The organism is Streptomyces sp. NPDC107498 (assembly GCF_055582805.1).
The window spans coordinates 214,560-239,682 of the sequence record NZ_JBVJPE010000012.1 but is presented as its reverse complement, the minus strand read 5'-3'; the positions used below and the strand labels follow the sequence as shown (position 1 = coordinate 239,682).

Here is a 25,123-nt window from a genome sequence, read left to right as displayed (position 1 = left end):
GGTGAAACAGGTCGTACAGAACTACAAGAGCGGCGAACTGGCCGTGCTCGACGTGCCGGTGCCGGGGTGCAAGCCGGGCGGTGTCCTCGTCCGGACCGCCTACTCGCTGATATCCACCGGTACGGAGCTCATGAAGGTGTCCGAGGCCGGGATGTCGATGCTCGGCAAGGCCCGCTCGCGCCCGGACCAGGTCGCCAAGGTCGTGCAGAGCGTGGCCGTCAACGGCGTGCCCGCCACGTACCGCAAGGTGATGGGCAAGCTCGACTCGTACACGCCGCTCGGGTACTCGCTGTGCGGGGTGGTCGAGCAGGTCGGTGCCGGGATCGACGACGTGAAGGTCGGCGACCTCGTGGCCTGCGCCGGCAACGAGCACGCGCTGCACGCCGAGCTGAACTGGGTGCCGAAGAACCTCTACGTCCCGCTCCCGGACGGCCTCGCGCCCCGGCACGCCGCCTTCGGCACCGTCGGGTCCATCGCGCTCCAGGGCGTCCGCCAGGGCGAGCCGCAGCTCGGCGAGGTGGCGCTCGTCATCGGCCTCGGGCTGATCGGGCAGCTGGTGGTGCAGCTCCTCGCCGCCGCGGGGGTCCGCGTCGTCGGCGCCGACCCCGACCCGGCGCGCTGCGAGCTCGCCGAGCGCCTGGGCGCCGATGCCTGCGGCGATCCCGGATCGGCCTCCGTGGAGGCCGCCGTCGCCGAGCTCACCGGCGGTCACGGCGTGGACCAGGTGTACCTGGCGGCCGGTGGCGGCAGCAACCAGCCCGTCGAGCTGGCCGCCCGGCTGTGCCGGGACCGCGGCCGGGTCGTCGACATCGGCAAGTGCCGTCTGGACCTGCCGTGGAACGCGTACTACGAGAAGGAGCTCGACGTCCGGTTCTCCCGCAGTTACGGCCCGGGGCGCTACGACCCGGAGTACGAGCTGGAGGGACGGGACTACCCGATCGGTTACGTGCGCTGGACCGAGCGCCGGAACCTCGCGTGCTTCCTCGACCTCATGGCCCGGGGCAGCGTCGACGTGGAGCCCCTGGTGTCCCACGTCGCCGCCTTCGACGACGCCGTCGAGACGTACCGGTCGCTGAAGGACGGCGAGCTGAAGGCCGTGGCCGTGCTGTTCCGGTACCCCGAGCGGACGGAGGAGGTCCCGGAGGCGCCGGCGGTGGCCGTGCCCGCGGTGAACGTGAAGCGCACGACGGCCGGGGCCGCCGGGTCACCGGTGCGGGTCGCGTTCGTCGGGGCGGGCAACTACGCCTCCTCGATGCTGCTGCCCCACCTGGCCGGGCGCGAGGGCGTCGAGCTGTCCACGGTCGTCACCACGACGGCCCTGTCCGCGGCCAACGCGCAGCGGAAGTTCGGCTTCGCCCGCGCCACCACCGATCTCGACGCCGTGCTCGGCGACGGGTCCGTCGACGCGGTGTTCGTGGTCACCCGGCACAGCTCGCACGCCGACCTGACCCGGAAGGCGCTGCTCGCCGGCAAGTCGGTGTTCGTGGAGAAGCCGCTGGCGCTCGGCGAGGACGAGCTGGCCGGTGTGCTCGCGGCCGTGGAGGAGTCCGGCAACGACCGGCTCCAGGTGGGCTTCAACCGCCGGTTCGCGCCGCTGCTCCAGGAGGCGAAGCGGCGGTTCGGCGCCCGGACCGGTCCCGCGAACCTCCGCTACCTGGTCAACGCCGGCCGTCTCGAGCACGGCAGCTGGTACCTCCGACAGGGCAGCGAGGGGTCGCGGTTCGCCGGTGAGGGCGGTCACTTCATCGACACGGCGAGCTGGCTCCTCGACGCCGATCCCGTCTCCGTGTACGCGGTGGCCACCCCCGGCAACGAGGACCTCCAGGTCGTGCTGCGCTACCCGGACGGGTCCACCGCCACCATCAGCTACGTCACCACCGGCGCCTCCGGCTTCCCCAAGGAGACCCTCGACCTGGTCGCCGACGGCAAGGTGCTGCGGCTCGACGACTTCGTCCGCGCCTCCGTCCACGGCCGGAGGCGGTGGGTCAGCTCGCGGCTGCCCAAGGCCCGCGACAAGGGCCAGAACGCCGAACTGGCCGCGTTCTTCCGGGCCGTACGGACCGGCGGGCCGATGCCGGTGCCGCTGGAGTCGCTCGTCGCCACCACGGCGGCCACCCTCGCCGTGCCGGCCGGCCTGGCGGGCGGCGTGCCGGTGACGCTGGCGAGGCACCGATGACGACGAGCGCGGGCTGGTACCTGCGGCGGCTGTCCGCGATGGGGCCGCGGGAGGTCGGCGGCCGGGCGGTCGACGCGGTGCGCAGGCGGCGGTGGCGGTCGGCGCGGCCGGAGTTCCCGGGCGTGACCGGCGCCCGGTTCACCGCTGTGCTCCCCGCCGGGACGATCGACGGGGTGGCCCCGGACGCCGCGAAGCGCCTCGTGGCCGAGGCGGACCGGCTGATGGCCGGGCACGCCGAGTACTTCGGGGTGGAGCGCGACGACCTGGCCGACCCGGACTGGTGGTTCGACCCGAAGACCGGGCGCCGGGCGCCTTCGGGGTACGCCTTCGACGTGCCGTACCGGGACGAGGAGACGGTCGGGGACATCAAGCAGATCTGGGAACCGTCCCGGCACCAGCACCTCACCGTGCTCGCCGCCGCCTACGCGGTCACCGGGGACGAGCGGTACGCGGAGCGGGTGGCCGGCCACCTGCGGTCGTGGTGGGCGGCCAACGCGCCGCTGCGCGGAGTGCACTGGACGAGCGGCATCGAGCTGGGCATCCGGCTGCTCTCCTGGGTGTGGGTCCGCCGGCTGCTCGACGGCTGGCGGGGCGCGGCCGGTCTCTTCGAGGAGAACCCGGTGGCGCTCCGCCAGATCTGGTACCACCAGCGCTGGCTGGCCGCCTTCCCCAGCCGGGGGTCCTCGGCGAACAACCACGTCATCGCGGAGACCGCCGGGCAGTTCGCCGCGGCCTGCGCGTTCGGCTGGTTCCCCGCCTCGGCGCGCTGGCGGGACGACGCGCTGCGGTCGCTCGACCGGCACCTGCGGAGCAACACCTTCCTGTCCGGCCTCAACCGCGAGCTGGCTTCCGAGTACCACGGCCTCGTCCTCGAACTCGGCCTGGCCGCGCTGGCCGAGGCCGACGCCGCCGGCGTGCGGGTGCCCGCGACCACCCGGCTCGTCCTGCTGCGGATGACCGACGCGCTCGCGGCCGTCGTGGACGACCGGCTGCGGCCGCCCCGTCAGGGGGACGCGGACGACGGGCACGGTCTGGTCGTGGACGGCGCGGGCAGCGACCGCTGGGGTTCGCTCCTCGCCACCGGCGACGCCCTGTTCGGCCGGCTCGCCTGGTGGCCGGAGGTGACCGGCAGCGACGTGCGCACCCCGCTGCTGGCCGCGCTCGTCAGGCCCGGCGGACCGGCCGTGAAGCGGCCGGCGGACCGGCCGGTCCACTTCCCCGACGCGGGCATGACGATCATGAGGGCGCCGGGGGAGATCTGGGTCCGCTGCGACGGCGGCCCGCACGGCTTCCTGTCCATCGCCGCGCACGGGCACGCGGACGCCCTGTCCGTGGAGGTCCGGCACGACGGCGTCGACGTGCTCGCCGACCCGGGGACGTTCTGCTACCACGGACAGCCCGAGTGGCGGCAGTACTTCCGGTCGACCCTCGGCCACAACACCCTGCGGCTCGACGGCCGTGACCAGTCCGTCTCCGGCGGCCCGTTCCTGTGGACCCGGCACGCCGAGAGCCGCGTCCTGGTCGCGGACACCTCGAACCCGGCGGTGTCCCGCTGGTGCGCCGAGCACGACGGCTACCGGCCCTCCGTGCACCGCCGCCGGGTGGAGCTGACGGCCGCGAGCCGGGAGCTGCGGGTGGTCGACGAGGTGCGGGGGCCGGGCGCGGCCGTGGAGCTGGCGTTCCACCTCGGCCCGACGATCGCCGCGGAGCTCGTGGGGAACCGGGCGGTGCTCACCTGGACCGTGGACGGCGAGGACCGCTCGGCGGTGCTCGACCTGCCCGCGGGGCTGTCCTGGCGGGCGCACCGCGGCGAGGGCGAGCCTTCCCCGGGCTCTTCGAGCGGGGGAGGCCCCGTGCTCGGCTGGTACTCCGCGGGCTTCGGGCGCAAGGAGCCCGCCACCACGCTGGTCGGCACGGGTTTCGCCGACGGCGCGGAGTTCGTCACCGTACTCGGGTTCCACGGCTAGGGAGGAGGAGCGTGCGGATCACGTGGCGGCACCGCGCGGTGCCGGCGGCACTGCTCGCGCTGCTCGTGGCGACCGGCTGCGAGGGGGGCGGCGCGCCGGACGACCGGACGGAGCCGGACGGCCGGCCGGAGGCCGGCGCCGCTCCGTCCGCGTCCCCGGCCGTGGCCCGGGTGTGCGCCGCGCCCCCGGCCGGACCGGCGCGGGCGCCGGCGGGCGCGGTGACGGTCGACCCCTCGGTGACCGGCGACCTGGCCGCGAAGACCGAGGACAGCCCGCCGCACACCACGTTCTGGCTGCGGCCGGGCAGGCACAGGCTGGACCCGGGCGAGTACGACCAGGTCCTCCCCAAGGAGGGGAACACGTACCTCGGGGCTCCGGGCGCGGTGCTCGACGGCGCGCGGACCAACCGGTACGCGTTCGGCGGCGCCGCCCGTGACGTCACGATCAAGTACCTGACCGTGCGGGGTTTCGTCGCGCCGCAGGACGAGGGCGTGGTCAACCACGACTCGGCCGACGGGTGGGTGATCGAGCACGCGGTGATCCGGAACAACTCCGGCGCCGGGCTGATGGCCGGCGCCCGCCAGCAGGTCCGCGCCAGTTGCCTGCGGGACAACGGGCAGTACGCGATGAACGCCTACAAGGCCGGTGACTCCCTCAGGGGCCTGGTCGTCGAGGGCAACGAGATCACGGGCAACAACACCGACGACTGGGAACGGAGGCGGCCGGGCTGCGGCTGCACGGGAGGCGTCAAGTTCTGGGCGGTCGACGGCGCCGACGTCCGCGGCAACTGGGTGCACGACAACCGCGGGGCCGGGCTGTGGGCGGACAACAACAACAACGACTTCCTCTTCGAGGACAACGTCCTCGAAGCGAACGACGGCGCCGCGCTGATGTACGAGACCAGCTACAACGCGGTGATCCGGAACAACGTGATCCGGCGGAACAACTGGGTCGAGGGCCGCGCGGGCGCCGAGGACGGCGACGACTTCCCGTACGCGAGCGTCTACGTGTCCGAGGCCGGCGGCGAGCCGCGGGTCCGCGCCCGTACGGACAGGATCGAGATCTACGGGAACGTGCTGGAGGACAACTGGTCGGGGATCACCCTGTGGGAGAACGCCGACCGGTTCTGCAACAGCCCGGCCAACACCTCCACCGGCTACTGCACCCTGCTGGTGAAGGACACCGGGCGCTGCGCACGGCCCGGGATCACGACCGCGCCACTCTACGCCGACTGCCGGTGGAAGACCCAGCGGGTGGACATCCACGGCAACCGCTTCGTCCTCGACAAGTCCGTCCTCGACTGCACGGACCGGTGCGGCCGGATGGCGGTGCTCTCCAACGACGGGACCTCTCCGGACTGGTCGCCGTACAAGGGCGACCGGGTGGCCCGGGCGATCACCTTCCGGCAGGACAACCGCTGGCACGACAACGTCTACGTCGGGCCGTGGACGTTCGTCGCGCACGACGCGGGCCGGACGCTCGGCGCCGGGCAGTGGCAGGGCGCCCCGTACGGGCAGGACGCGGGAAGCACCTTCCGCGCGCGGGACGGTGGTTGAGGTGCGTACGGACATCGAGGCGGGCACGGACCGCGCCCCCCGGGCGGTCGGGATCGCCTGGGCGCTCCTCGCGCTCAACGTACTGGGCTCCGCCGGGGCGAAGACGGTCGTCCCGATCCCCCGCTCCCTGATCCAGATGGTCACGATGGGCGCGCTGGTCGGCGCGTTCACGCTGGCGCTCACGGTCAACCGGCCGCTGCGGATCCGGCCCAGCGCGTTCGTGTTCCTGCTGACCCTGCTGCTCGTGCCGAGCCTGATCTCCAGTGTGGACGCCGGGGCGGGCGCGCTGTTCCGCTGCGCGCGGCTCGCGCTCTTCGTCGGCACGCTGTGGCTGCTCAGCCGCTGGTGGGACGGCAGTCCGCGGTTCGTCCACCACCACATCCGGTGGTACTTCGCGGTGCTGGTCCTGGTGGCCGCCGGCCTGGTCGTCTCGCCGGGCACGGCCATGCCCGAGTACTACGGCGGACGTCTCGTGGGCGCGTTGTGGCCGCTCACGCCGCCGCAGATCGGGCAGTACGCCGCGGTGATCATCGGGCTCTCCGTGCTGCTGCTCCTCGGCCGCCGGACCACCCCGGCCGGTGCGGCGGTGGTCATCGTGCCGTCGTTCGTGCTGCTCGCCATGACCCACACCCGGACGGCGACGCTCGGCATGATCATCGGTCTGGTCCTGGCGATCGGCTCGCTCATCCTGACCAGTGCCGCCGCGCGGAAGTTCTTCGTCTGGGCGGTGCTGTGCGCGACGGTGGCCGCGGTGGTGTTCGGCTCCGCGCTGCGGACGTGGTTCCTGCGCGGGCAGAGCCAGCAGAACTTCTCCAACCTCACCGGCCGGGCGAAGGTGTGGGACTCCCTCCTCTCGGCTCCCCGGACCACCGGGGACACCGTCTTCGGCCTGGGCCTGGGCGACAAGTCGTGGGACGGGCTGCCGATCGACAACAGCTGGCTGGCCGTCTACAACGAGCAGGGGCTGCTCGGCGTCGCCGTCGTGGCGACGTTCCTCCTCGCGCTCGGCTGCATCGCGCTGCTGCGGCCGCCGTCGCTGTCGAGGGCCTGCGCGATCTTCCTGATCAGCTACTGCGCGATCTCGTCGTACACCGAGGTGGGTCTCGGCGACGCCTCGGCGTACCTGCTGCACCTGGCCCTGGCCGCCTCGCTGCTCGCGGCGCCCGCCGCGGCCGCGCCGCTCCCGGCGCCCGGCGTCCCTCGTCAGAGGCCCGACCTTTCCCGACGACGCGTCCCGCGATGGGCCCGGAGGTGACCTGAGCATGCATGTCCTGGTGGTGCACAACCGCTACTCCTCGGCGCAGCCGAGCGGGGAGAACAGGGTGGTCGACGAGGAGGTGGCGCTGCTGCGCGCGGCCGGCCACCGGGTCGACCTGTTCGAGCGGCGCAGCGACGACATCGCCGGCCGGTCCCTCCTCGGCAAGGTCGCGGTGCCGCTCCTCGTGCCGTGGAACCCGGCGGTCCGTACGGAGCTCGCCGCCCGGCTCCGCGCCGACCGGCCGGACGTGGTGCACGTCCACAACGTCTTCCCGCTGCTGTCGCCGGCGGTGATCGCCGCCTGCGCCGACGCCGGCGTGCCCGTCGTCGCCACGCTGCACAACTACACCCAGGTCTGCCCGCCGGGCACGCTGCACCGGGACGGCCGGCCGTGCACCGAGTGCGTCGGCTCGACGGCCCCGCTGCCCGCCGTCCGGCACGGCTGCTACCGGGACTCCCGGCTGGCGACGGTTCCGCTCGCGGTCAGCCTGTCGGTCAACCGGCGGCGCTGGTGGTCCGGGGTGGAGCGGTTCCTCTGCATCTCCGCGGCGCAGCGCGACATCCTGGTGCGGTCCGGCATGCCGGCCGAGCGCCTCGCGGTGAAGCACAACTTCGTGCCCGATCCCGGCGAGCGCCGGACGGGCGCCGGCGAGCACCTGCTCTTCCTCGGCCGGCTCGCGGAGCCCAAGGGCGTGCGGCTGCTCATGGCCGCGTGGGACGGGCTCGCGGCGGACGGCGGGGCGGGCGTGCCGCTCGTGCTCGCCGGGGCGGGGCCGCTGGAGCGGGAGGTGGCCGCCTGGGCGGAGGGCCGGGACGACGTGCGGTACGTCGGCCTGTACGACCCGGAGGAGTGCCGGCGGGCCGTTGCCCGGTCGGTGGCCGTGGTGGCTCCCTCGATGGCCAGGGAGACCTTCGGCCTGGTGGTCGCCGAGGCGATGGCGGCGGGGGTCCCGGCCGTCGCCGCCGGGCACGGCGCCTTCGTCGAACTCGTCGACGAGGGGGTGACCGGGCTGCTGCACCGGCCGGGCGAGGCCGCCTCGCTCGCGGACCGGCTGCGCCGGATCACGGCCGCTCCGGCCCGCAACCGGGAGATGGGCCTCGCGGCCCGGCGACGGTACGAGCAGCGCTTCAGTCCGGCCGTCGGCCTGGAGCGCCTGCTGGAGGAGTACCGCACCGCGATCGCGGTGCGGGCGGAATCGATGGGGGGCAGTAAATGACACGATGCCGACTCTGCGGCTCGGCGGCGCTCACGAGCGTCGTCGATCTCGGGGCGACGCCACCGTGCGAGAGCTTTCTCGCCGCGGACGCACTGGACCGGCCCGAGCCCGCGTACCCGCTGCACCTGCGGGTCTGCACCGACTGCTGGCTCGCTCAGCTCCCTCCGCTGATCACGCCGGAGGAGACCTTCGAGGAGTACGCGTACTTCTCCTCGTACTCGACCTCCTGGGTGGAGCACGCGCGCACGTTCGTCACGGACGCCGCGGAGCGGCTCGCCCTCGGCGACGACGCCTTCGTGGTCGAGGTCGCGAGCAACGACGGCTACCTGCTGAAGCACGTGGTGGACCGGGGGATCCGCTGTCTCGGCATCGAGCCCTCGGTGAACGTGGGCGCCGCGGCGCGGGACGCGGGGGTGCCCACGGTCACCGCGTTCCTGAGCCCCGAGACGGGTGCGGCCGTCCGCGCCGAGCACGGCCCGGCGGACCTGGTCGTCGCCAACAACGTGTACGCGCACATCCCCGACGTCATCGGCTTCACCCGGGGGCTGCGCGCCCTGGTCGCCGACGACGGCTGGGTCTCCGTCGAGGTGCAGCACCTGCTGACCCTGATCGAGGAGAACCAGTACGACACGATCTACCACGAGCACTTCCAGTACTACACGGTCGCGTCCGCGGCACGGGCGCTCGCGAGCGGCGGACTCACGCTGGTGGACGTCGAACTGCTGCCCACGCACGGCGGCTCCGTCCGGCTGTGGGCCCGGCCCTCGGCGGCGGCCGGCGAGCCCACGGCGCGCGTGGCCGAGGTGCTCGACCGGGAGAAGGCCGCCGGACTCCAGGACCCGTCCGGGTACACCGAGTTCTCCGACCGGGTGGCCAAGGTGCGCCGGGACCTGCTGCGCTTCCTCATCGAGGCGGCCGAGCGCGGCGAGACGGTCGTCGGCTACGGCGCCCCGGGCAAGGGCAACACCCTGCTCAACCACTGCGGCATCCGGCCCGACCTGCTCGCGTACACGGTCGACCGCAACCCCTACAAGCACGGCAGGTTCACCCCGGGCACCCGCATCCCGATCCTGCCGCCCGAGCGGATCGCCGCCGACCGGCCGGACTACGTCCTCGTCCTCCCGTGGAACCTGCGGGCCGAGCTGGTCGAGCAGCTGTCCTTCGTGCACGAGTGGGGCGGCCGCCTCGTCTTCCCCATCCCGGAACTGAGCATCGTCGAGGTGCCTGCGAAAGAGGTCACAGCATGAAGGTCGTCCTGTTCTGCGGCGGTTACGGGATGCGGATGCGGAGCGGCGCCGCGGACGACGTGCCCAAGCCGATGGCCATGGTCGGCCCGCGCCCGCTGATCTGGCACGTGATGCGCTACTACGCGCACTACGGGCACAAGGAGTTCATCCTGTGCCTCGGATACGGCGCGCACCACATCAAGGACTTCTTCCTCCACTACGAGGAGACGACGTCCAACGACTTCGTGCTGCGCGGCGGCCGGACCGAGCTGCTGTCCACCGACATGTCCGACTGGACGATCACGTTCGCCCAGACCGGCATCGAGTCGCCCATCGGGGAGCGGCTGCGCCGGGTGCGGCACCACCTGGACGGTGACGAGATGTTCCTCGCCAACTACGCCGACGTGCTCACCGACGCGCCGCTGCCGGAGATGATCGAGCGGTTCTCCCGGCGTGACGCCGGCGCGTCGATGATGGTGGTGCCGCCGCAGTCCTCCTTCCACTGCGTGGAGTTGGGCGAGGACGGGCTCGTGGGGGGCATCACCGCGGTCAGCGAGTTGCCGCTGTGGGAGAACGGCGGCTACTTCGTGCTCCGCCAGGAGGTCTTCGACCACATACCGGAGGGCGGGGACCTGGTCGCCGACGGCTGCGCCGGTCTGGCCAAGGAAGGCCGTCTGGTGGCACACCGGCACCGCGGCTTCTGGAAGCCGACCGACACCGTGAAGGAGCGGGCCGCGCTCGACGAGGCCTACGCCCGGGGCGACCGCCCGTGGGCCGTGTGGGAACGGGACGCCGCGGGGGTGACCGCGTGATCCGCCTCGGTGCCGGGCACCTGGACCGGATCGTCGCGGTGGGCGCGCACTGCGACGACGTCGCCATCGGCGCCGGCGGCACGCTCCTCGCGCTGTGCCTCGCGCGGCCGGGCATCCGCGTCGACGCGCTGGTGCTCTCCGGCGGCGGAAGCGAGCGGGAGCAGGAGGAGCAGGCCGCGCTCGCCGCCTTCTGCCCGGACGCCGACCTGCGGCTGACCGTGCTCAAGCTGCCGGACGGCCGGCTTCCCGCGCACTGGGAGGAGGCCAAGGCGGCGGTCGAGGAGCTGCGCGAGCGGACCGAGCCGGATCTGGTCCTGGCCCCGCGCACCGAGGACGCGCACCAGGACCACCGCACCCTGGCGAAGCTGATGTCCACCGCGTTCCGCGACCACCTCGTGCTCGGCTACGAGATCGTCAAGTGGGACGCCGACCTCGGCCGTCCGGTGGCGTACCAGCCGCTGTCGCCGGAGATCGCCGAGGAGAAGGTGCGGCTGCTGCAGGAGCACTACCCCTCGCAGCGGCACCGGCCCTGGTACGACCGGGAGGCCTTCCTCGGCCTCGCACGGATCCGCGGCATCGAATGCCACGCGCGCTACGCCGAGGCGTTCGCCGTCACCAAACTCACTCTCGACCTGGGGGATTGAACCTTGCGCGTACTGCTGACCGGCCACCAGGGCTACCTGGGAACCGTCATGGCTCCCGTCCTCACCGCCGCCGGGCACGAGGTCGTCGGGCTCGACTCCGGCCTGTTCGCCGACTGTGTGCTCGGCCCGGCGCCGAGGGACCCGGCGGGCCACCGGGTGGACCTGCGCGACGTCACGGCCGAGCACGTGGCCGGGGTGGACGCCGTGATCCACCTGGGCGCGCTGTCCAACGACCCGCTGGGGTCGCTGGCGCCCGAACTCACCTACGACATCAACCACCACGCGTCCGTGCGCCTCGCCCGGCTGGCCCGCGAGGCAGGGGTGGGACGTTTCCTGTACGCGTCGACGTGCTCGGTCTACGGGGCGGCGGGCGGCGACGAGCTGGTGACCGAGGACGCCCCGCTGCGCCCGGTGACGCCGTACGCGGAGTCCAAGGTGCGGGTGGAGGACGACCTGCACGCCCTGGCCGACGACGACTTCACCCCGGTGTACATGCGCAACGCCACCGCCTTCGGCTACTCCCCCAGGCTGCGCGCCGACATCGTGCTGAACAACCTGGTGGGCCACGCGCTGCTGTCCGGCGAGGTGCTCGTGCTCTCCGACGGCACCCCCTGGCGCCCGCTGGTGCACGCCGCCGACATCGCGCGGGCCTTCACGGCCGCGCTGGAGGCGCCCCGGGAGGCGGTGCACGACCGGGCGTTCAACATCGGCAGCGAGACCAACAACGTCACGGTCGCCGAGATCGCCGAGCAGGTCGCCGAGGCGGTGGACGGCGCGAAGGTGCGGATCACCGGCGAGACCGGCGCCGATCCGCGGTCGTACCGGGTGGACTTCTCCCGGTTCCGCGCCGCGGTCCCCGGCTTCGACTGCGAGTGGACGGTGAAGCGGGGCGCGCTGGAACTCGCCGACGCCTACCGGGAGCACGGCCTCACCCGGGAGGACTTCGAGCGGCGCTTCACCCGCCTCGCCGTGCTGCGCGCGGCCTCCGGCACCGGCGCCGTCGACGACACCCTGCGGTGGCGCCGATGACGGCGGTCGGCGAGGAGATGCACGCGCTGGTGGAGCGGTTGTACCCGCTGTGCCGGAGCATCACCGGCGACGGGGTGCGCGCCACCCTGGAGATCGTCGGCGAGTACCTCCCGCTGGAGGTGCACGAGGTGCCGACCGGGACGCAGGTCCTGGACTGGACGGTGCCGCAGGAGTGGAACATCCGGGACGCGTACGTCGCCGACGCGGCCGGAAACCGGGTCGTCGACTTCGCCGCGTCCAGCCTGCACGTCCTCGGCTACAGCGTCCCGGTGTCGGCGACCATGCCGCTGAGCGAGCTGCGCGGGCACCTGCACACCCTGCCGGAGCAGCCGGAGCTGGTGCCGTACCGCACCAGTTACTACAAGCCGGAGTGGGGCTTCTGCCTGGCCCAGGAGACCCTGGACGCGCTGCCGGACGGCGAGTACGAGGTGCGGATCGACTCCACGCTCGCCGACGGGCACCTCACCTACGCCGAGCACGTGGTCCCCGGCCGGGTCGCCGAGGAGGTGATCGTCTCCTGCCACGTCTGCCACCCGTCGCTGGCCAACGACAACCTGGCCGGCATCGCGGTAGCGACGTTCCTCGCCCGGGCGCTCGCGGAGGGGACGCCGTACTACACGTACCGGTTCCTCTTCGCGCCCGGCACCATCGGGGCGATCACCTGGCTGGCCCGCAACAAGGAGCGGATCGACCGGGTGAAGCACGGCGTCGTGCTGGCCTGCGCCGGCGACCGGGGCAGTCTGACGTACAAGCGGAGCCGGCGGGGCGACGCGGAGATCGACCGGGTGATGCGGCACGTGCTGGCCGCCTCCGGACGACCGCACGACATCGTCGAGTTCACTCCGTACGGCTACGACGAGCGGCAGTTCTGCTCGCCCGGCTTCGACCTCGGCGTGGGCTCGCTCACCCGTACCCCGTACGCCGGCTATCCCGAGTACCACACCTCGGCGGACAACCCGGACTTCGTCTCCCCGGAGGCGATGGCGGACACCCTCGCCGTCTGCCGCGAGGCCTTCGCCGTCCTCGACCGCAACCGGCGCCACCTCAACCTCAGCCCCTACGGCGAACCGCAGCTCGGCCGACGCGGGTTGTACGACGCGCTCGGCGGCCGCAGCGACACCAAGCAGGCCCAGATGGCCATGCTCTGGGTGCTCAACCTCTCCGACGGCGAGCACGGTCTGCTGGACGTCGCCGAACGGTCCGGGCTGCCGTTCGACACCGTCGCCGCCGCCGCCGACGCCCTGGTCGCCGCCGGACTGATCAAGGCGTGAGGCCGATGACCACCGAGGAGGAGACGACGACGGCACCGGCCCGGTCCGTCCGGCGCGCCGTCGTCGGCCGACTGTCCTGGGGACTGGCCGACCAGGCGGCCTCCAGCATGTCCAACTTCGTGGTGGGGTTCTACGTGGCGCGCTCGCTGGGGGTGACCGCCTTCGGCGTGTTCAGCCTCGCGTGGGTGACCTACGGCGTGGTGCTCGGTGCCTCCCGGGGGCTCGCCACCGATCCGCTGGTGGTGCGCTTCAGCGGTGTGTCGCCCACGGCCTGGCGCGCGGCGGCGGCCCGGTCGACGGGCGCCGCGCTCGCCGTCGGTGCCGCCGTCGGCGCGGTGTGCCTGCTGGCCGGGCTCGCCCTCGGCGGCGACGTGGGGGCCGCGTTCGCCTGCCTGGGCGTCGTCCTGCCGGGGCTGCTGCTGCAGGACGCCTGGCGGTTCGCCTTCTTCGCCGCCGGCGCCGGCCGGAAGGCGTTCGTCAACGACCTGGTGTGGGGCGTCGCGCTCGTCCCGGCCATGGTCGTGGCGGCCCGCGTGGGCAGCGTGGCCGCCTTCGTGCTCGCCTGGGGCGCGTCCGCCGCGGTCGCCGCCGCGTACGGCGGGCTCCAGTCCGGCCTCCGGCCCCGGACGGCCGGGGCGCGCGGCTGGCTCCGCGAGCAGCGCGACCTCGGCTACCGCTACCTGGTCGAGAACGGCAGCCTCAGCGGCGCGGGCCAGCTGCGGTCGTACGGGCTCGGCGTGATCGTCGGGGTCGGCGCGGTGGGCGCGGTCCGCGGCGCCGAGCTCCTGCTCGGGCCGTTCCTCGCCCTGCTGATGGGCCTGTCGCTCGTCACCGTCGCCGAGGCGGCCCGGGTGCTGCGCCGGGCCCCGCACCGCCTCGGCCGGTTCTGCCTCCTGCTCGGCGGCGGACAGGCCGTCGCCGCGCTGCTCTGGGGCGCCGCGCTGCTGCTCGTGCCGGACCGGCTCGGCGAGCTCGTGCTCGGCGGCGTCTGGCCCTCCGCCGCCCAGCTCGTCGTGCCGGCCACGCTCGGCGTCGCGGGCGCCGGCCTCGGCACCGGCGCGGCGGCCGGGCTGCGCGCGCTCGGCGCGGCCCGGCGCAGCCTGCGCGCCCAGCTGTTCGCCTCCGCCTGCTACGTCACCGGCGGGCTCGGCGGGGCGCTCGTGGCCGGCACCGTCGGCTCGGCCTGGGGCGTCGCCGCCGCGACCGCCGTCGGCTCGGCCGTGTGGTGGCTGCAGCTGCACTCCGCCCTGCGCGAGCGCCACCGGAACCCCATCCCCGAAGTGAGGACCTCATGACCGCCCGACCCAGGCTGACCATCGGCCTGCCCGTGTACAACGGCGAGGAGTACCTCGCCGAATCGCTCGACGCCCTGCTCGGCCAGACCTACGAGGACTTCGAGCTGGTCGTGTCCGACAACGCCTCGACCGACGGGACCCAGGACATCTGCCGCGCGTACGCGGCCGCGGACGCGCGCGTCCGCTACCTCCGGCTGCCCCGGAACATCGGCGCGACGCCGAACCACAACCGGCTGTTCGCCGAGTGCCGCACCGAGCTGTTCAAGTGGGCCTCGCACGACGACCTGTACGCGCGCGACCTGCTGCGGCGCTGCGTGGACGCGCTCGACGAGCGGCCGGAGGTGATCCTCGCCCACGCCGACCAGGCCGTCATCGACGGCGACGGCCGGGTGAAGGTCCCGTACGAGTACACGCTCGCCACCGCCTCCCGGCGCGCGCCGGAGCGCTTCCGCAGCATGCTGTTCGAGCCCGGCGGCGACGACTTCTACGGGGTGATACGGGCCGACGTGCTGCGCCGGGTGAAGCCGATGGACAGCTACCACCACGCGGACCGCACGTTCGTCTGCGAGATCGGTCTGCACGGCCCCTTCCACCAGGTGCCGGAGCTGCTGTACTTCCGCCGCGACCACCCCACCCGCGCCGAGCGGGCGAACCCCTCCAAGCGCTCCCGGTGCGTCAACCTGGACCCGCGCCGGGCGGGCCCGCTGCACCCGACGCCCCGGCTGCTCGCCGAGTACGTCCTGGGCTTCGTCTCGGCGATCCGGCGGGCGCCGCTGTCCGTGGCCGACCGGCGCGCGTGCTACGGCCACCTGGTCGAGTGGGCGGCCAGCCGGGCCCGGCCGGGCGCCGGCGAGCGGGTCGAGGACCGCGCGCCGGTCGACCCGGCCCGGCTCGCCGCCTCCGTCGACGACCTCGTGGCCGGGCGCGAGGGAAGGCGGTCATGACTCCCGTACGGGTCGGGGTCTTCGGCCTGCTCGGCTCCGGCAACCTCGGCAACGACGGATCGCTGGAGGCCGTCCTCGGATACCTCCGCGCCGAGCACCCGGGGGCGGTCGTCGACGCGCTGTGCGGCGGCCCCGGAGCGGTCACGGCCCGCTACGGGATCCCCGCGACCCGTCTGCACTGGTACCGCGGGGAGTACCGGACCGCTTCGCGCGCCGGCGCGGTCGCGGGGAAGGGCCTGGGCAAGCTCGTCGACGTCTTCCGCACCGCCGCCTGGGTGCGCCGGCACGACGTGGTGATCGTCCCGGGCATGGGCGTCCTGGAGGCCACGCTGCCCCTGCGGCCGTGGGGCTTCCCGTACGCGCTGTTCCTGCTCTGCGCGGCCGGCCGGCTCCTCGGCACCCCGGTCGCGCTCGTCGGCGTCGGCGCCGCACCGATCCGCGACCGGCCGACCCGGGCCCTGGTCCGCTGGTCGGCGCGGCTCGCCGCCTACCGGTCGTACCGGGACGACCAGTCCCGCGACGCCCTGCGGGCGATGGGCGTGGACACCGCGCGCGACGAGGTGTACCCGGACCTCGCGTTCTCCCTGCCGGTGCCGCCGTCCCCCCCGGCGGGCCCGCCGGGCCTGGTCTGCGTCGGCGTCATGGACTTCCACGGCGGCAACGACGACCGTGCCCGGGCCGGGGCGATCCACCGGCGCTATCTCGACGGGACGATCCGCTTCGTCCGCGCGCTGGTCGAGGACGGCAGGCCGGTCCGGCTGCTCACCGGCGACGACGTCGACGCGACGGTGGTCGCCGCGATCCTCGACGCGGTGGACTCGCCGCTGGTCACCGCCGCCGGGACGGCCTCGCTGGCGGACCTGACGAAGGAGATGGCGGCCGCCGACACGGCGGTGGCGACCCGCTACCACAATCTGATCTGCGCGCTGAAGGCGGGCACTCCGGTGCTCGCGGTCAGCTACGCGGCGAAGAGCGACGCCCTCATGGCGCGGATGGGCCTCGCCGAGTACCGCCACCCGGCGCGCGAGGTCGACGCCGACCGGCTGCTCGAACAGTTCCGGGACCTCGAGAAGCGCTCGGCGGAGCTGCGGCAGACGCTCGCCGAGCGGAACGAGGCCGCCGCCCGGCGACTCGCCCACCAGTTCACCGCCCTGACGGCGGCCCTGTTCCCGACGACCACCCCCACCTCGCGGAAGGCTCCATGAAAGCGACCGAAGTCCCGGAGATCGCGGGCGCATACCTGTTCGAACCGACGCCGCACGCCGACGAACGCGGCTTCTTCTGCCGCACCTTCGACGCCGAGGTGCTCCGCTCGGTCGGCCTCGACCCGGACGCCTTCGTCCAGGACAGCCTGTCCCGCTCGGTGCGGGGGGTGCTGCGCGGCCTGCACCTGCGCTCGGGCGCGGGCGAGGCCAAACTGGTGCGCTGCTCGTACGGCAAGGTCTTCGACGTCGTCGTGGACCTGCGGGCCGACTCTCCGACCTACCGCAACCGGGCCTTCTTCGAGCTGTCCGGCGAGACGCAGGCGACGCTGTACATCCCGGCGGGGTGCGCCCACGGCTTCCAGGCGCTGACCGAGACCGCCGACACCTCGTACCGGATCGACCGTCCGCACGACCCGGCGGAGGACGTGACGATCGCCTTCGACGACCCCGAACTCGCCATCCCCTGGCCGCTGCCGGTCACGTCGATGTCCCCACGGGACCGGGAGGCGCCGAGCCTCGCCGAGGTCCTGAAGCACGGAGAGAAGTGAGGTCGGCGTGGACACTGAAGAGTTCGAGCTCCCCCGGTCGCGGAAGGCGAACGAGCGCCTGCACGCCCTGATCCCCGGGGGCGCGCACACCTACGCCAAGGGCGACGACCAGTACCCCGAGAACCTGGCCCCGGTCATCAGCCACGGTCGCGGCGCCCACGTGTGGGACGTCGACGGCAACCGCTACGTCGAGTACGGCTCCGGCCTGCGGTCGGTCAGCCTCGGTCACGCCCACCCGCGCGTGGTCGAGGCGGTGCGACGGGAGATCGACCGGGGCGGCAACTTCGTCCGGCCGTCGATCCTGGAGGCCGAGGCGGCGGAGCGCTTCCTCGCGACCGTCCCGACCGCCGAGATGGTGAAGTTCGCGAAGAACGGCTCGGACGCCACCACGGCGGCGGTACGCCTCGCCCGCGCCGTCACGGGACGCCCGCGGGTGGCCCTGTGCGCCGACCACCCGTTCTTCTCGGTGGACGACTGGTTCATCGGCACCACGCCGATGTCGGCGGGAATCCCGCCCACGGACCTCACGGTGACGTTCCCCTACGGAGACCTGAAGGCCACGGAGGACCTGCTCACGCGGCACGAGGGCGAGATAGCCTGCCTGATCCTGGAACCGGCGACCCACACCGAGCCGCCGGCCGGCTACCTGGCGGGCCTGCGCGAACTGGCGGACCGGTACGGCTGCGTCCTGGTCTTCGACGAGATGATCACGGGCTTCCGCTGGTCCGAGGCGGGCGCCCAGGGCCTGTACGGAGTCGTCCCCGACCTCTCCACGTTCGGCAAGTCGCTGGGCAACGGCTTCGCGGTCTCCGCACTGGCGGGCCGCCGCGAGCTGATGGAACGCGGCGGCCTGCGTCACTCCGACGACCGGGTGTTCCTCCTCTCCACCACGCACGGCGCGGAGACGCACTCCCTGGCGGCCGCGATGGCCGTGCAGACCACCTACACGGAAGAGGGCGTCACCGCCCGTCTGCACGCCCTGGGCGAGCGTCTGGCCGCCGGAGTCCGCGAAGCGACGACCGCGATGGGCGTCGGCGACCACGTGGTCGTACGGGGCCGGGCCAGCAACCTGGTCTTCGCGACCCTCGACGAGAAGGGCCGACCGTCGCAGGAGTACCGCACCCTGTTCCTGCGCGGACTCCTCGCGGGCGGGGTGCTGGCCCCGTCGTTCGTGGTGAGCAGCGCGCTGGACGACGCCGACATCGACCACACCGTCGAGGCGGTGTCCCGGGCCTGCGCGGTCTACCGGAAGGCGCTGGACGCCGGGGACCCGACTCCCTGGCTGGGGGGCCGCCCGGTGAAGCCGGTCTTCCGCCGCCGGGCGTGACGCGAGGTCACCGCCCGGAGCCTCCGACCCGATCGACGCCCCACGCGACCGCCGGCACCACCGCGAGCGCGGTGCACCAGCCGCCGAGGGCGTCGGTCGGGTAGTGCGCGCCCAGGACGACCTGCGCCCACCCCATGACGACACCGGCGACGAGCGCGACGGTGAACACGAGCACCGGCCCGGCCACCCTCCCGAACCCGAACCGCCCGACCACGAGCAACGCCACCACGAGGACGAACGCGGTGAGAAAGGCGGTGTGCCCACTGGGGAAAGACAGATTGTCCCCGTGAATGGTCCGCCCCACCAGGAACTTGAGCAGCCGGGCCACGACCACGGCCGCCCCGACCCCGACCCCGACGAACACGGCAGCCCGGGGCCACCGCAGCAGCAGGCACCCGACGACGGCGCCCCCGACCAGCACGACCGCTCCGACGGGCTCCCCCAGGAAGTCCACGGCCCGCGCGACACACAGCCACGGCGGCACCACCCCCTCCACCCCGGCCCAGACCCGCACGTCGACGCTCCCGGGCTCACTGTCACCGGCGTACATCACCCCGAGCACGGCGACCACCACCGCGGCGAGCCCCGCGATCCCCCCGAGCCCGACCCGCACCACGGAAGGCAACACGCCGACCGAAGCCCCCTTCACCCGCTCACGCCGCATCCTCCACCCCTCCCCGGTCCCAACGCCGTTGCCAAGCACGGCACTTGCCACCCTAATCAAGGAGGGAACACCGAAAGCGATCACCGACGACGACACCCGGGCCCGTCACCCTCACCCCGACCGCCCCGCACCCGCACCCGCAGAAGGCCCAGCACCCCCACCACGCCCCCGCGAAACCCCAGCTCAGGCGTCCTTCTTCACCGGCTCCAGAATCGCCACGCACTCCACGTGGCGGGTCATCGAAAAGATGTCGACATGAGCGAGTCATGGAAAAGACCAGGTCAGAGCAGCTTTCTCAGCTCGTCGCGCGTCATGACTGCGTCCAGAGCGTCACGGTCGACAGCCTGTCCCGCCCATTCGAGCCAGACCGAGCTGCCATGACCAGTCGCCCCAGCAGACTCCGTCCCGCTCACTCCGGAGACCAGCTGGCTCATTATGACCCGCGCCACCACTCCGGCCCCAGAATGGAGGCATGGCCTCCAGCCCACCACACCCCGCACCCATGCCGAAGAACCCCTCGGGGACGGAGGCCGAGGACCTCGCGCTGTACCGGGAGAAGTCCCGGGGGCGCATACCGGAGTTGCACGGCCCGATCCAAGGGGTCGTAGAGCTGCCTCTGCACATGGCCTGGTCGAAAATGACGTCGTATGACATGAGCAAGCCGCGCCAGCGTATGGGCCTGTACCGCACCGTCCTGCACGAGGGGTTGCGCGAGGACCTGCCCCTCCACCTCGGCCGGAACCTGATCCTCCATCTGTGGCAGGTGCTGCGCACCCTCGTCGGCCGCACTGTGCGCACGGTATGGGAAGACGCCTTCCCCCAGCTCGCCTCCCACACCCAGGCAGCCGCGTGACGGACATTCCGGAGCTGCACCCACGGCTCCGGGTACGTCACGGTCGAAGCCCTCGGGGCCGAGGAGTGGGCTTCGGCCCGACACGACCAGATCTCGATGGCCACCGTCCGGTTCCTGGAATTCCGAGGCTGGGTCCTGCGCGAAGCACGCCGCCCCGTACCCGGTTCTCGGTCGGTCCGCCGCCCGTGCAAGGTGAGGAAGTAGAGGTGCAGCGACTTCTTGGGACCGATCTCGAAACGGTTCATGGTCCTGCCGAGCGGGTTCCACACGCGCCCATCCGGCATCCGCACGGCGACGGGGTGGGCGAAGACGGAGCGCAGCAGGTGCCCGTCCGGCAGGTCCACCCACACGGCCCAGCCTCCCGCACCAGCACCTCCCCGACGTAAGCGCCGAGCCCGAGCAGGGTCCCGGCGACGGCCTCTCGCCCGGCACCTCCCCGCCACAGCCCGTCGACGATCCGGTCGACGACCCGCAGGCTCCCCACGGAGTAGTCGAGGGGCAGCCGCACCCCCGCCCGATCCACGAACTCGGCAGCACGTTCCTCCATACCGGCCGCACACAACACAAAACTCTCGCAGTCCACTGAAGCCCACCCTTCACCAAAGAAGCGACGGAACCCGGCGGTTGCCCCCCGCCCGCAGAGACATCACGGGCTACGGGGGTGACGGTGGTCACGGAAGACTGCTCACGTCCCTTCGTCTCCCACCCGTCCGAGGCTGGAGGGAAGTTCGGGTGCCGTGACGACGGGGTCATCGGGGGACGCCACCGACCACCGCGCGCCGTCGAACTCCACGAAGGGCCGGTCATCGCCGGGAACAGCCCTCGCCAGCCGGACACTGACGAATTCCCCTTCCCGGGGGATGGGAAGTCCAAGTCCGCGGGCGATCTCCTGATGGGACCGGTAGTCGCCGAGGACGACGATCCCGTGGGGCCGGAGCGTGGAGCGCGACCCGCCGTTCCCGCGGACCCGCTTCATGTAGTCCTTCTGCTGTGCGACGGTACGGACCGTGTTCCGCCCGATCCGGCGCTGCTGCACCCGCCGGAACAACTCATCGAGCCGTCGCTGACCGGACGTGTGCCCGAGAATGGCGGCGCGGTCCTCGGCCGGGATGTGCAGGAGGACGTTCTCCGGCAGGTCCGCGTCGCGCCAGAGCCAGACGATCTCGTCGCGACGCTCGGCCCTGACCGTAGCCTTCCTGTCCCGGTTCGAGCCGACGCTGAGCCGTTCCCTGGCGGCGCGCACCAGTCCGACGCTCCAACGGCTCTCGTGGTCGTCCGCCCACACCAGCAGACACAGGTGGCCCTCGGCCTCGGGCGGGATCATCCATCCACCGAACCGCTGGGAGTACTTGCAGTCCACCTCCACCCCCGCGATCCGGTAGTCCATCGCGTCCCCGTTGTCGAACCCGAACTCGCGCTGGACGGCGATCTCCACCAGCGTCCCAAGGTGTGTCCTCTCCGTCTTGAAGAGGTCCGTCCAGTCGTAGCGGCCGGTCCGCTCACCATCGAGGACGGTGTCGATGGTGTCCCGCAGGACCCGTCCCATGCGAGTGCCGTCCGGATCCAGGGCCAGCACGGTCCCGGCGACCGCTGTCAGTTCCGGATCGTCCGCGGGCACACTCATGAGCCTCGCCTTCACCGTCTGTGCATCGGCGGGCCGGTCCTCGGGCCGGGCGGCGAGCAGGTCGGTGACGAGCGCGTCGAAACCGGGCGGGTGGACGGAGTGAAACTCCGGCCCGGGATGCAGACCTCCGTGCGCCCACGCGTTACGCACGGCGCGGTGGGTCAGGGCGGGAGCGGCCCCGGTGACCATCGCGTAGAACAGACAGCCGAGCGCGTACAGGTCGCTTCGGTGATCGACCTGCCGGCCGAAGAGCTGCTCGGGCGAGCGGTACGCGGGCGGGGGGGCCGTCCATCGCCTGTACGCGTCACCGCGGTCGCCCGACAGGCCGTGGACGCCTAGGCCGGGATCGACGACGACCACCCGCCCGTCGTGGCGCCTTACCAGGGTCGCCGCGTCGAGGTCCAGATGCGGAAGGCCGTTTCGGTGCAATGCGTCGAGGATCTCGATGACCTGTCCGCCGATCGCCCGGACCGACTCCCAGGTCAGGGGCCTGGCGACAGGGTCGAGCAGGTCCTCGAACGGCTCCCCCTCGATGGGGTCCGTCACCGCGTAGGGACGGCCCTTGTGGAATCCGAAACCGGTAACGCGCGCCAGTCCCCCGATGTCGGTCGCCGCCAGCAACTCCGCATCGACCAGGAAGGCCTGCCGTCCGGTCTCGTCCCCCACCGGCGCGTGGAAGAGCTTGAGCGTGGCCTCCCGGTCCCGCGCCTCGTCCGTCGTCCGCCATAGATCGGAGGTCGGTCCGGCGTGACGTCGTTCGACCAGCCGATAGCGCCCGTCGATGAGGGAGCCGGGACCACCGGTGCCCGTGTCCCTCCTGTCCTCGCCCAGGGCCCGGTCCGGGCTGCCGCCCAGCCTCCGGACCGTCTCATCGGTCACCACCGCCACGGGCTCCCCCTCCGGGCGCCCCTTCGTCCCGTCGCCGTCCTCGTCGCGCGCCACGACCGGGAACTCCCCTGGTCCAGCGTCGGCGTACCGCTGGATGGCGGCGCCGATCCGTGCCGCGGTGGAGCGGGGCACGGCCCGTGACAGCACCTCCCGCACACCCGGGCGGAAGGCGTAGTGGCCCGAGGAGGCCGGCTTTCCGGGAGCGGTCGTGAGCAGGCCGCTCAGGACGACCTCGGCCAAGTGCTGCGGTTCCGGCCGCGCCTCTGTGACGGCGTGGACCAATCGCATGACGGGAAGGATCGGTTCGCCCGCGGCCAGATGGGTCGCGAGACGGAGGGCCTGCGGAGAGGCATGGGCGCGGAAGTCGAGGACGAGCTCCTCGGGCGAGAGCGAAGCGGCCTCGACGCCGCCGCGTTCGAGCGGGGTCGCCGAAAGACCGGCGGGCAGCAGGGCGGCCACTCCGGGCACCTCCGTCCCGGTGCTCCCCGCCACGAGTTCCGCCCAGTGCGCGAACCAGCGCGCGGAGGGTTCCAGAAGCGGCAGCGGCAGCCCCGAGTGTTCCTCGCCCGTCGGCTCGTACGGGGTGAAACGGAGAGCGGAGTTGGCGGCGGCCGGTCCCCTCGCCGCGAGCAGACCCGCCGTACCGGGGAGTGCGGTGCGGCGCCACAGCCGCTCCGGGAGGGGCTGGACGACGGCCACCGGCATCGTGCGCGCCCACCGGCCCAGCACTCCGTACCAGCGCGCGGTCGCCTCGTGGCCGGCGTACCAGTGGGGGCCGCTGCAATCGCTGAGGACGAGCGCCGCGGCGCGGCCGTCGCGCGGCGGCAGCGCGGCCGGGCGGCCGCCGGGGGACTGCCGGAGGCGGCCGTCCTCGGTGAGGGCCAGCAGCCTGACCTCTCGGAACGCGCCTGTCTGCCCCAGGACACGGTGGAGCTCCCGCCACAACGGGCGCCACATGGGCATCGTCGGCCCCGCGTCGTACACAAGGTAGAGGGTCAGCCAGCGCTCGGGCTTCGCCCGGAACACGGGCAGCCAGGTACCGGGCAGGGCGCCTTGACGGGCGATGCGGTAGGCCGTGCTCCGCTCGTCCAGCTCCCTGTTCAGGCGCGAAGGCACCTGCCGCCGGAGTGGCCGCAGGGCACGCTGGAGCGCAAGCGGATACGCCAGCATGGGCGGCAGCGGCGCCAGGAACGATCTGTACCGCTCCTCGTCCCCGCCCTCGCCCGGCGGTTCCGCGTCGGACCGTGGTGACAGCTGAGTCCCCGGTCCGCCGGCCGACGCTCGCGAGGGCTCCGGGGCCGCGGCGGGTTCAGCCGCCGCGCCCGACGGGGCCGGCTCCGCCTCTGGTATCGGCTCCTGCGCTCCCGGCCCGGAGGCTGGTGCTGACGCGCCGCCGTGGCGCGCCAGCCAGATCAGCTCGGCGACCTCCGTCGCGGTGACACCCTGGCCCCCGGCCCGGTGCAGGACGTCGAGGAGACGCGTGAATTCGGACGGCGACGGGGGGCGGCCGGTATCGGACGCGGACGAGGAGCCGTCCGGGTCGGACGGGGACGAGGGCCGGCCCGGTCGGCCGGGATCAGAAGTCATGGAACTCCGAGGCCGGGCCGAGATGGGTCATCAGGGAGGCGGCCAGTGCCTCGCGGGACTCGGTCGTCAGACCGGGGACGCGCGACAGGTAGATGGCGTTGAGCAGCTGATCGGTGGCGAGTTCCCCGGTGCTGCGGCGCTCCAGGAACGTGGCGATCATCTGCTTCGTCTCCCCGTTCAGGTCCCCCAGGTGCGCCCGCACGATCGCTTCCAGATGGCGCGGATCGGGCCGGCTGAGGTACAGGGGGACGCACCTGCGCAGGAAGGCGGGAGGAAACTCCCGCTCGCCGTTGCTGGTGAGCACGATGAACGGGAACGCCCGGCAGCGTACGAGACCCCGTTCCACGGTGACGCGGTCCTCGCCGCCCGCGGCCATCAGCCGTGCCGTGGGCGTGTGTTCAGCGGCGCGTACCAGCTCGGGGATCTCGTACTGTCCCTCCTCCAACACGTTGAGCAGGTCGTTCGGCAGGTCGAGGTCGCTCTTGTCGATCTCGTCGATGAGCAGGACGCGGGGCCGCTCGTAGGGGAGCAGGGCGGTTCCCAGCGGGCCGAGGCTCAGGTGGTCCTCGATGGCGTCACCCGTGGAGTTCCCGTCGCCGGGCTTCTCAGGTGACGTGCGTCCCGCGCCCCTGCTTGCGGCGTAGAGGCGGGCCATCGGGTCGTACTGGTAGAGACCGTCCTGGAGGGTGCTGCGGCTGGTGATGTTCCAGCGCAGTACGGGTCCCAGCTTCAGCTCCCTCGCCACGGCGTAGGGCAGCGATGACTTGCCGCTGCCGGGCGGGCCTGTGATGAGCAGCGGCCGGCGCAGGACCATGGCCGCGTTCACCAGGTCGATGCTCTCCCGGGTCGCCCGATAGGTGCCGGCCCGGTGCTTCCGGTCACGCGACACGGAGTCGTCCCCGCCCGACGGGGAGGGCAGGGGCGGTCCGCCGTCGAAGGCACGCCAGGGGGGAGGGTCGGGCAGGCGGGACACACCGTCGTGCGGCTCGTCCGTACCGGTGTACACAGGCCACAGGGACATGGGAGTTCTCCA

Annotated in this window: 19 protein-coding genes; 16 read left to right on the top strand and 3 right to left on the bottom strand. The window is 73.0% G+C overall.

Annotated elements, in window-relative coordinates; genetic code table 11:
• Position 1 precedes the first annotated feature (1 nt).
• Genes ACZ66Z_RS22500 through ACZ66Z_RS22430 form a run of 15 tightly spaced genes read left to right on the top strand, consistent with a single transcriptional unit; the run spans position 2 to position 18,474 of the window.
• Positions 2 to 2,176 (top strand): bi-domain-containing oxidoreductase, encoded by a 2,175-nt coding sequence (locus tag ACZ66Z_RS22500; RefSeq protein WP_469936580.1) that lies wholly within the window; start codon positions 2 to 4, stop codon positions 2,174 to 2,176.
• Positions 2,173 to 4,143 carry a heparinase II/III family protein gene (locus ACZ66Z_RS22495; RefSeq protein WP_469936578.1) on the top strand — a complete coding sequence of 657 codons (1,971 nt, stop codon included), beginning with the start codon at positions 2,173 to 2,175 and terminating at the stop codon, positions 4,141 to 4,143. Before ACZ66Z_RS22500 ends, ACZ66Z_RS22495 begins: the two co-directional genes overlap by 4 nt.
• An 11-nt stretch (positions 4,144 to 4,154) precedes the next feature.
• Positions 4,155 to 5,699 (top strand): right-handed parallel beta-helix repeat-containing protein, encoded by a 1,545-nt coding sequence (locus tag ACZ66Z_RS22490; RefSeq protein ID WP_469936576.1) that lies wholly within the window; start codon positions 4,155 to 4,157, stop codon positions 5,697 to 5,699.
• A gap of 1 nt (position 5,700) precedes the next feature.
• A complete protein-coding gene (locus ACZ66Z_RS22485) occupies positions 5,701 to 6,954 on the top strand; it encodes an O-antigen ligase domain-containing protein (protein ID WP_469936574.1) in 1,254 nt (417 codons plus the stop codon).
• 7 nt (positions 6,955 to 6,961) lie between these two features.
• A complete protein-coding gene (locus ACZ66Z_RS22480) occupies positions 6,962 to 8,173 on the top strand; it encodes a glycosyltransferase (RefSeq protein WP_469936572.1) in 1,212 nt (403 codons plus the stop codon).
• Entirely contained in the window at positions 8,170 to 9,420 is a 1,251-nt protein-coding gene (locus ACZ66Z_RS22475) for a class I SAM-dependent methyltransferase (RefSeq protein ID WP_469936570.1), read from the top strand. The genes ACZ66Z_RS22480 and ACZ66Z_RS22475 overlap by 4 nt, the downstream gene beginning before the upstream one ends.
• Complete coding sequence (locus ACZ66Z_RS22470; protein WP_469936568.1) at positions 9,417 to 10,211, top strand: glycosyltransferase family protein; 795 nt, start codon at positions 9,417 to 9,419, stop codon at positions 10,209 to 10,211. Before ACZ66Z_RS22475 ends, ACZ66Z_RS22470 begins: the two co-directional genes overlap by 4 nt.
• Positions 10,208 to 10,855: a PIG-L deacetylase family protein gene (locus ACZ66Z_RS22465; RefSeq protein ID WP_469936566.1), complete on the top strand. Its 648-nt coding sequence runs from the start codon at positions 10,208 to 10,210 to the stop codon at positions 10,853 to 10,855. The genes ACZ66Z_RS22470 and ACZ66Z_RS22465 overlap by 4 nt, the downstream gene beginning before the upstream one ends.
• 3 nt (positions 10,856 to 10,858) lie before the next feature.
• The gene (locus ACZ66Z_RS22460; RefSeq protein WP_469936564.1) at positions 10,859 to 11,884 is read left to right on the top strand and encodes an NAD-dependent epimerase/dehydratase family protein; all 1,026 of its coding nucleotides are present in this window, start codon (positions 10,859 to 10,861) and stop codon (positions 11,882 to 11,884) included.
• Complete coding sequence (locus tag ACZ66Z_RS22455; RefSeq protein ID WP_469936562.1) at positions 11,872 to 13,155, top strand: DUF4910 domain-containing protein; 1,284 nt, start codon at positions 11,872 to 11,874, stop codon at positions 13,153 to 13,155. The genes ACZ66Z_RS22460 and ACZ66Z_RS22455 overlap by 13 nt, the downstream gene beginning before the upstream one ends.
• Before the next feature lie 5 nt (positions 13,156 to 13,160).
• Complete coding sequence (locus tag ACZ66Z_RS22450) at positions 13,161 to 14,450, top strand: hypothetical protein (protein ID WP_469936560.1); 1,290 nt, start codon at positions 13,161 to 13,163, stop codon at positions 14,448 to 14,450.
• The gene (locus tag ACZ66Z_RS22445; protein WP_469936558.1) at positions 14,447 to 15,394 is read left to right on the top strand and encodes a glycosyltransferase family 2 protein; all 948 of its coding nucleotides are present in this window, start codon (positions 14,447 to 14,449) and stop codon (positions 15,392 to 15,394) included. The genes ACZ66Z_RS22450 and ACZ66Z_RS22445 overlap by 4 nt, the downstream gene beginning before the upstream one ends.
• A complete protein-coding gene (locus ACZ66Z_RS22440) occupies positions 15,391 to 16,599 on the top strand; it encodes a polysaccharide pyruvyl transferase family protein (RefSeq protein ID WP_469936556.1) in 1,209 nt (402 codons plus the stop codon). The genes ACZ66Z_RS22445 and ACZ66Z_RS22440 overlap by 4 nt, the downstream gene beginning before the upstream one ends.
• Positions 16,596 to 17,147: a dTDP-4-dehydrorhamnose 3,5-epimerase gene (rfbC, locus tag ACZ66Z_RS22435; protein ID WP_469936554.1), complete on the top strand. Its 552-nt coding sequence runs from the start codon at positions 16,596 to 16,598 to the stop codon at positions 17,145 to 17,147. The genes ACZ66Z_RS22440 and rfbC overlap by 4 nt, the downstream gene beginning before the upstream one ends.
• Before the next feature lie 7 nt (positions 17,148 to 17,154).
• The gene (locus tag ACZ66Z_RS22430) at positions 17,155 to 18,474 is read left to right on the top strand and encodes a glutamate-1-semialdehyde 2,1-aminomutase (RefSeq protein WP_469936552.1); all 1,320 of its coding nucleotides are present in this window, start codon (positions 17,155 to 17,157) and stop codon (positions 18,472 to 18,474) included.
• Between the two features lie 7 nt (positions 18,475 to 18,481).
• Here the strand turns inward: ACZ66Z_RS22430 and ACZ66Z_RS22425 are convergent, their stop codons facing one another.
• The gene (locus ACZ66Z_RS22425) at positions 18,482 to 19,138 is read right to left on the bottom strand and encodes a phosphatase PAP2 family protein (RefSeq protein WP_469936550.1); all 657 of its coding nucleotides are present in this window, start codon (positions 19,136 to 19,138) and stop codon (positions 18,482 to 18,484) included.
• 502 nt (positions 19,139 to 19,640) lie between these two features.
• On the opposite strand from ACZ66Z_RS22425, the gene ACZ66Z_RS22420 reads away from it, so the two are divergent.
• On the top strand, positions 19,641 to 19,991 hold the full coding sequence (locus tag ACZ66Z_RS22420) for a hypothetical protein (RefSeq protein ID WP_469936548.1): 351 nt from the start codon (positions 19,641 to 19,643) through the stop codon (positions 19,989 to 19,991).
• 685 nt (positions 19,992 to 20,676) lie between these two features.
• Here the strand turns inward: ACZ66Z_RS22420 and ACZ66Z_RS22415 are convergent.
• Entirely contained in the window at positions 20,677 to 24,090 is a 3,414-nt protein-coding gene (locus tag ACZ66Z_RS22415) for a NaeI family type II restriction endonuclease (protein WP_469936546.1), read from the bottom strand.
• Positions 24,080 to 25,111 carry an AAA family ATPase gene (locus ACZ66Z_RS22410; RefSeq protein WP_469936544.1) on the bottom strand — a complete coding sequence of 344 codons (1,032 nt, stop codon included), beginning with the start codon at positions 25,109 to 25,111 and terminating at the stop codon, positions 24,080 to 24,082. The genes ACZ66Z_RS22415 and ACZ66Z_RS22410 overlap by 11 nt, the downstream gene beginning before the upstream one ends.
• Positions 25,112 to 25,123 lie beyond the last annotated feature (12 nt).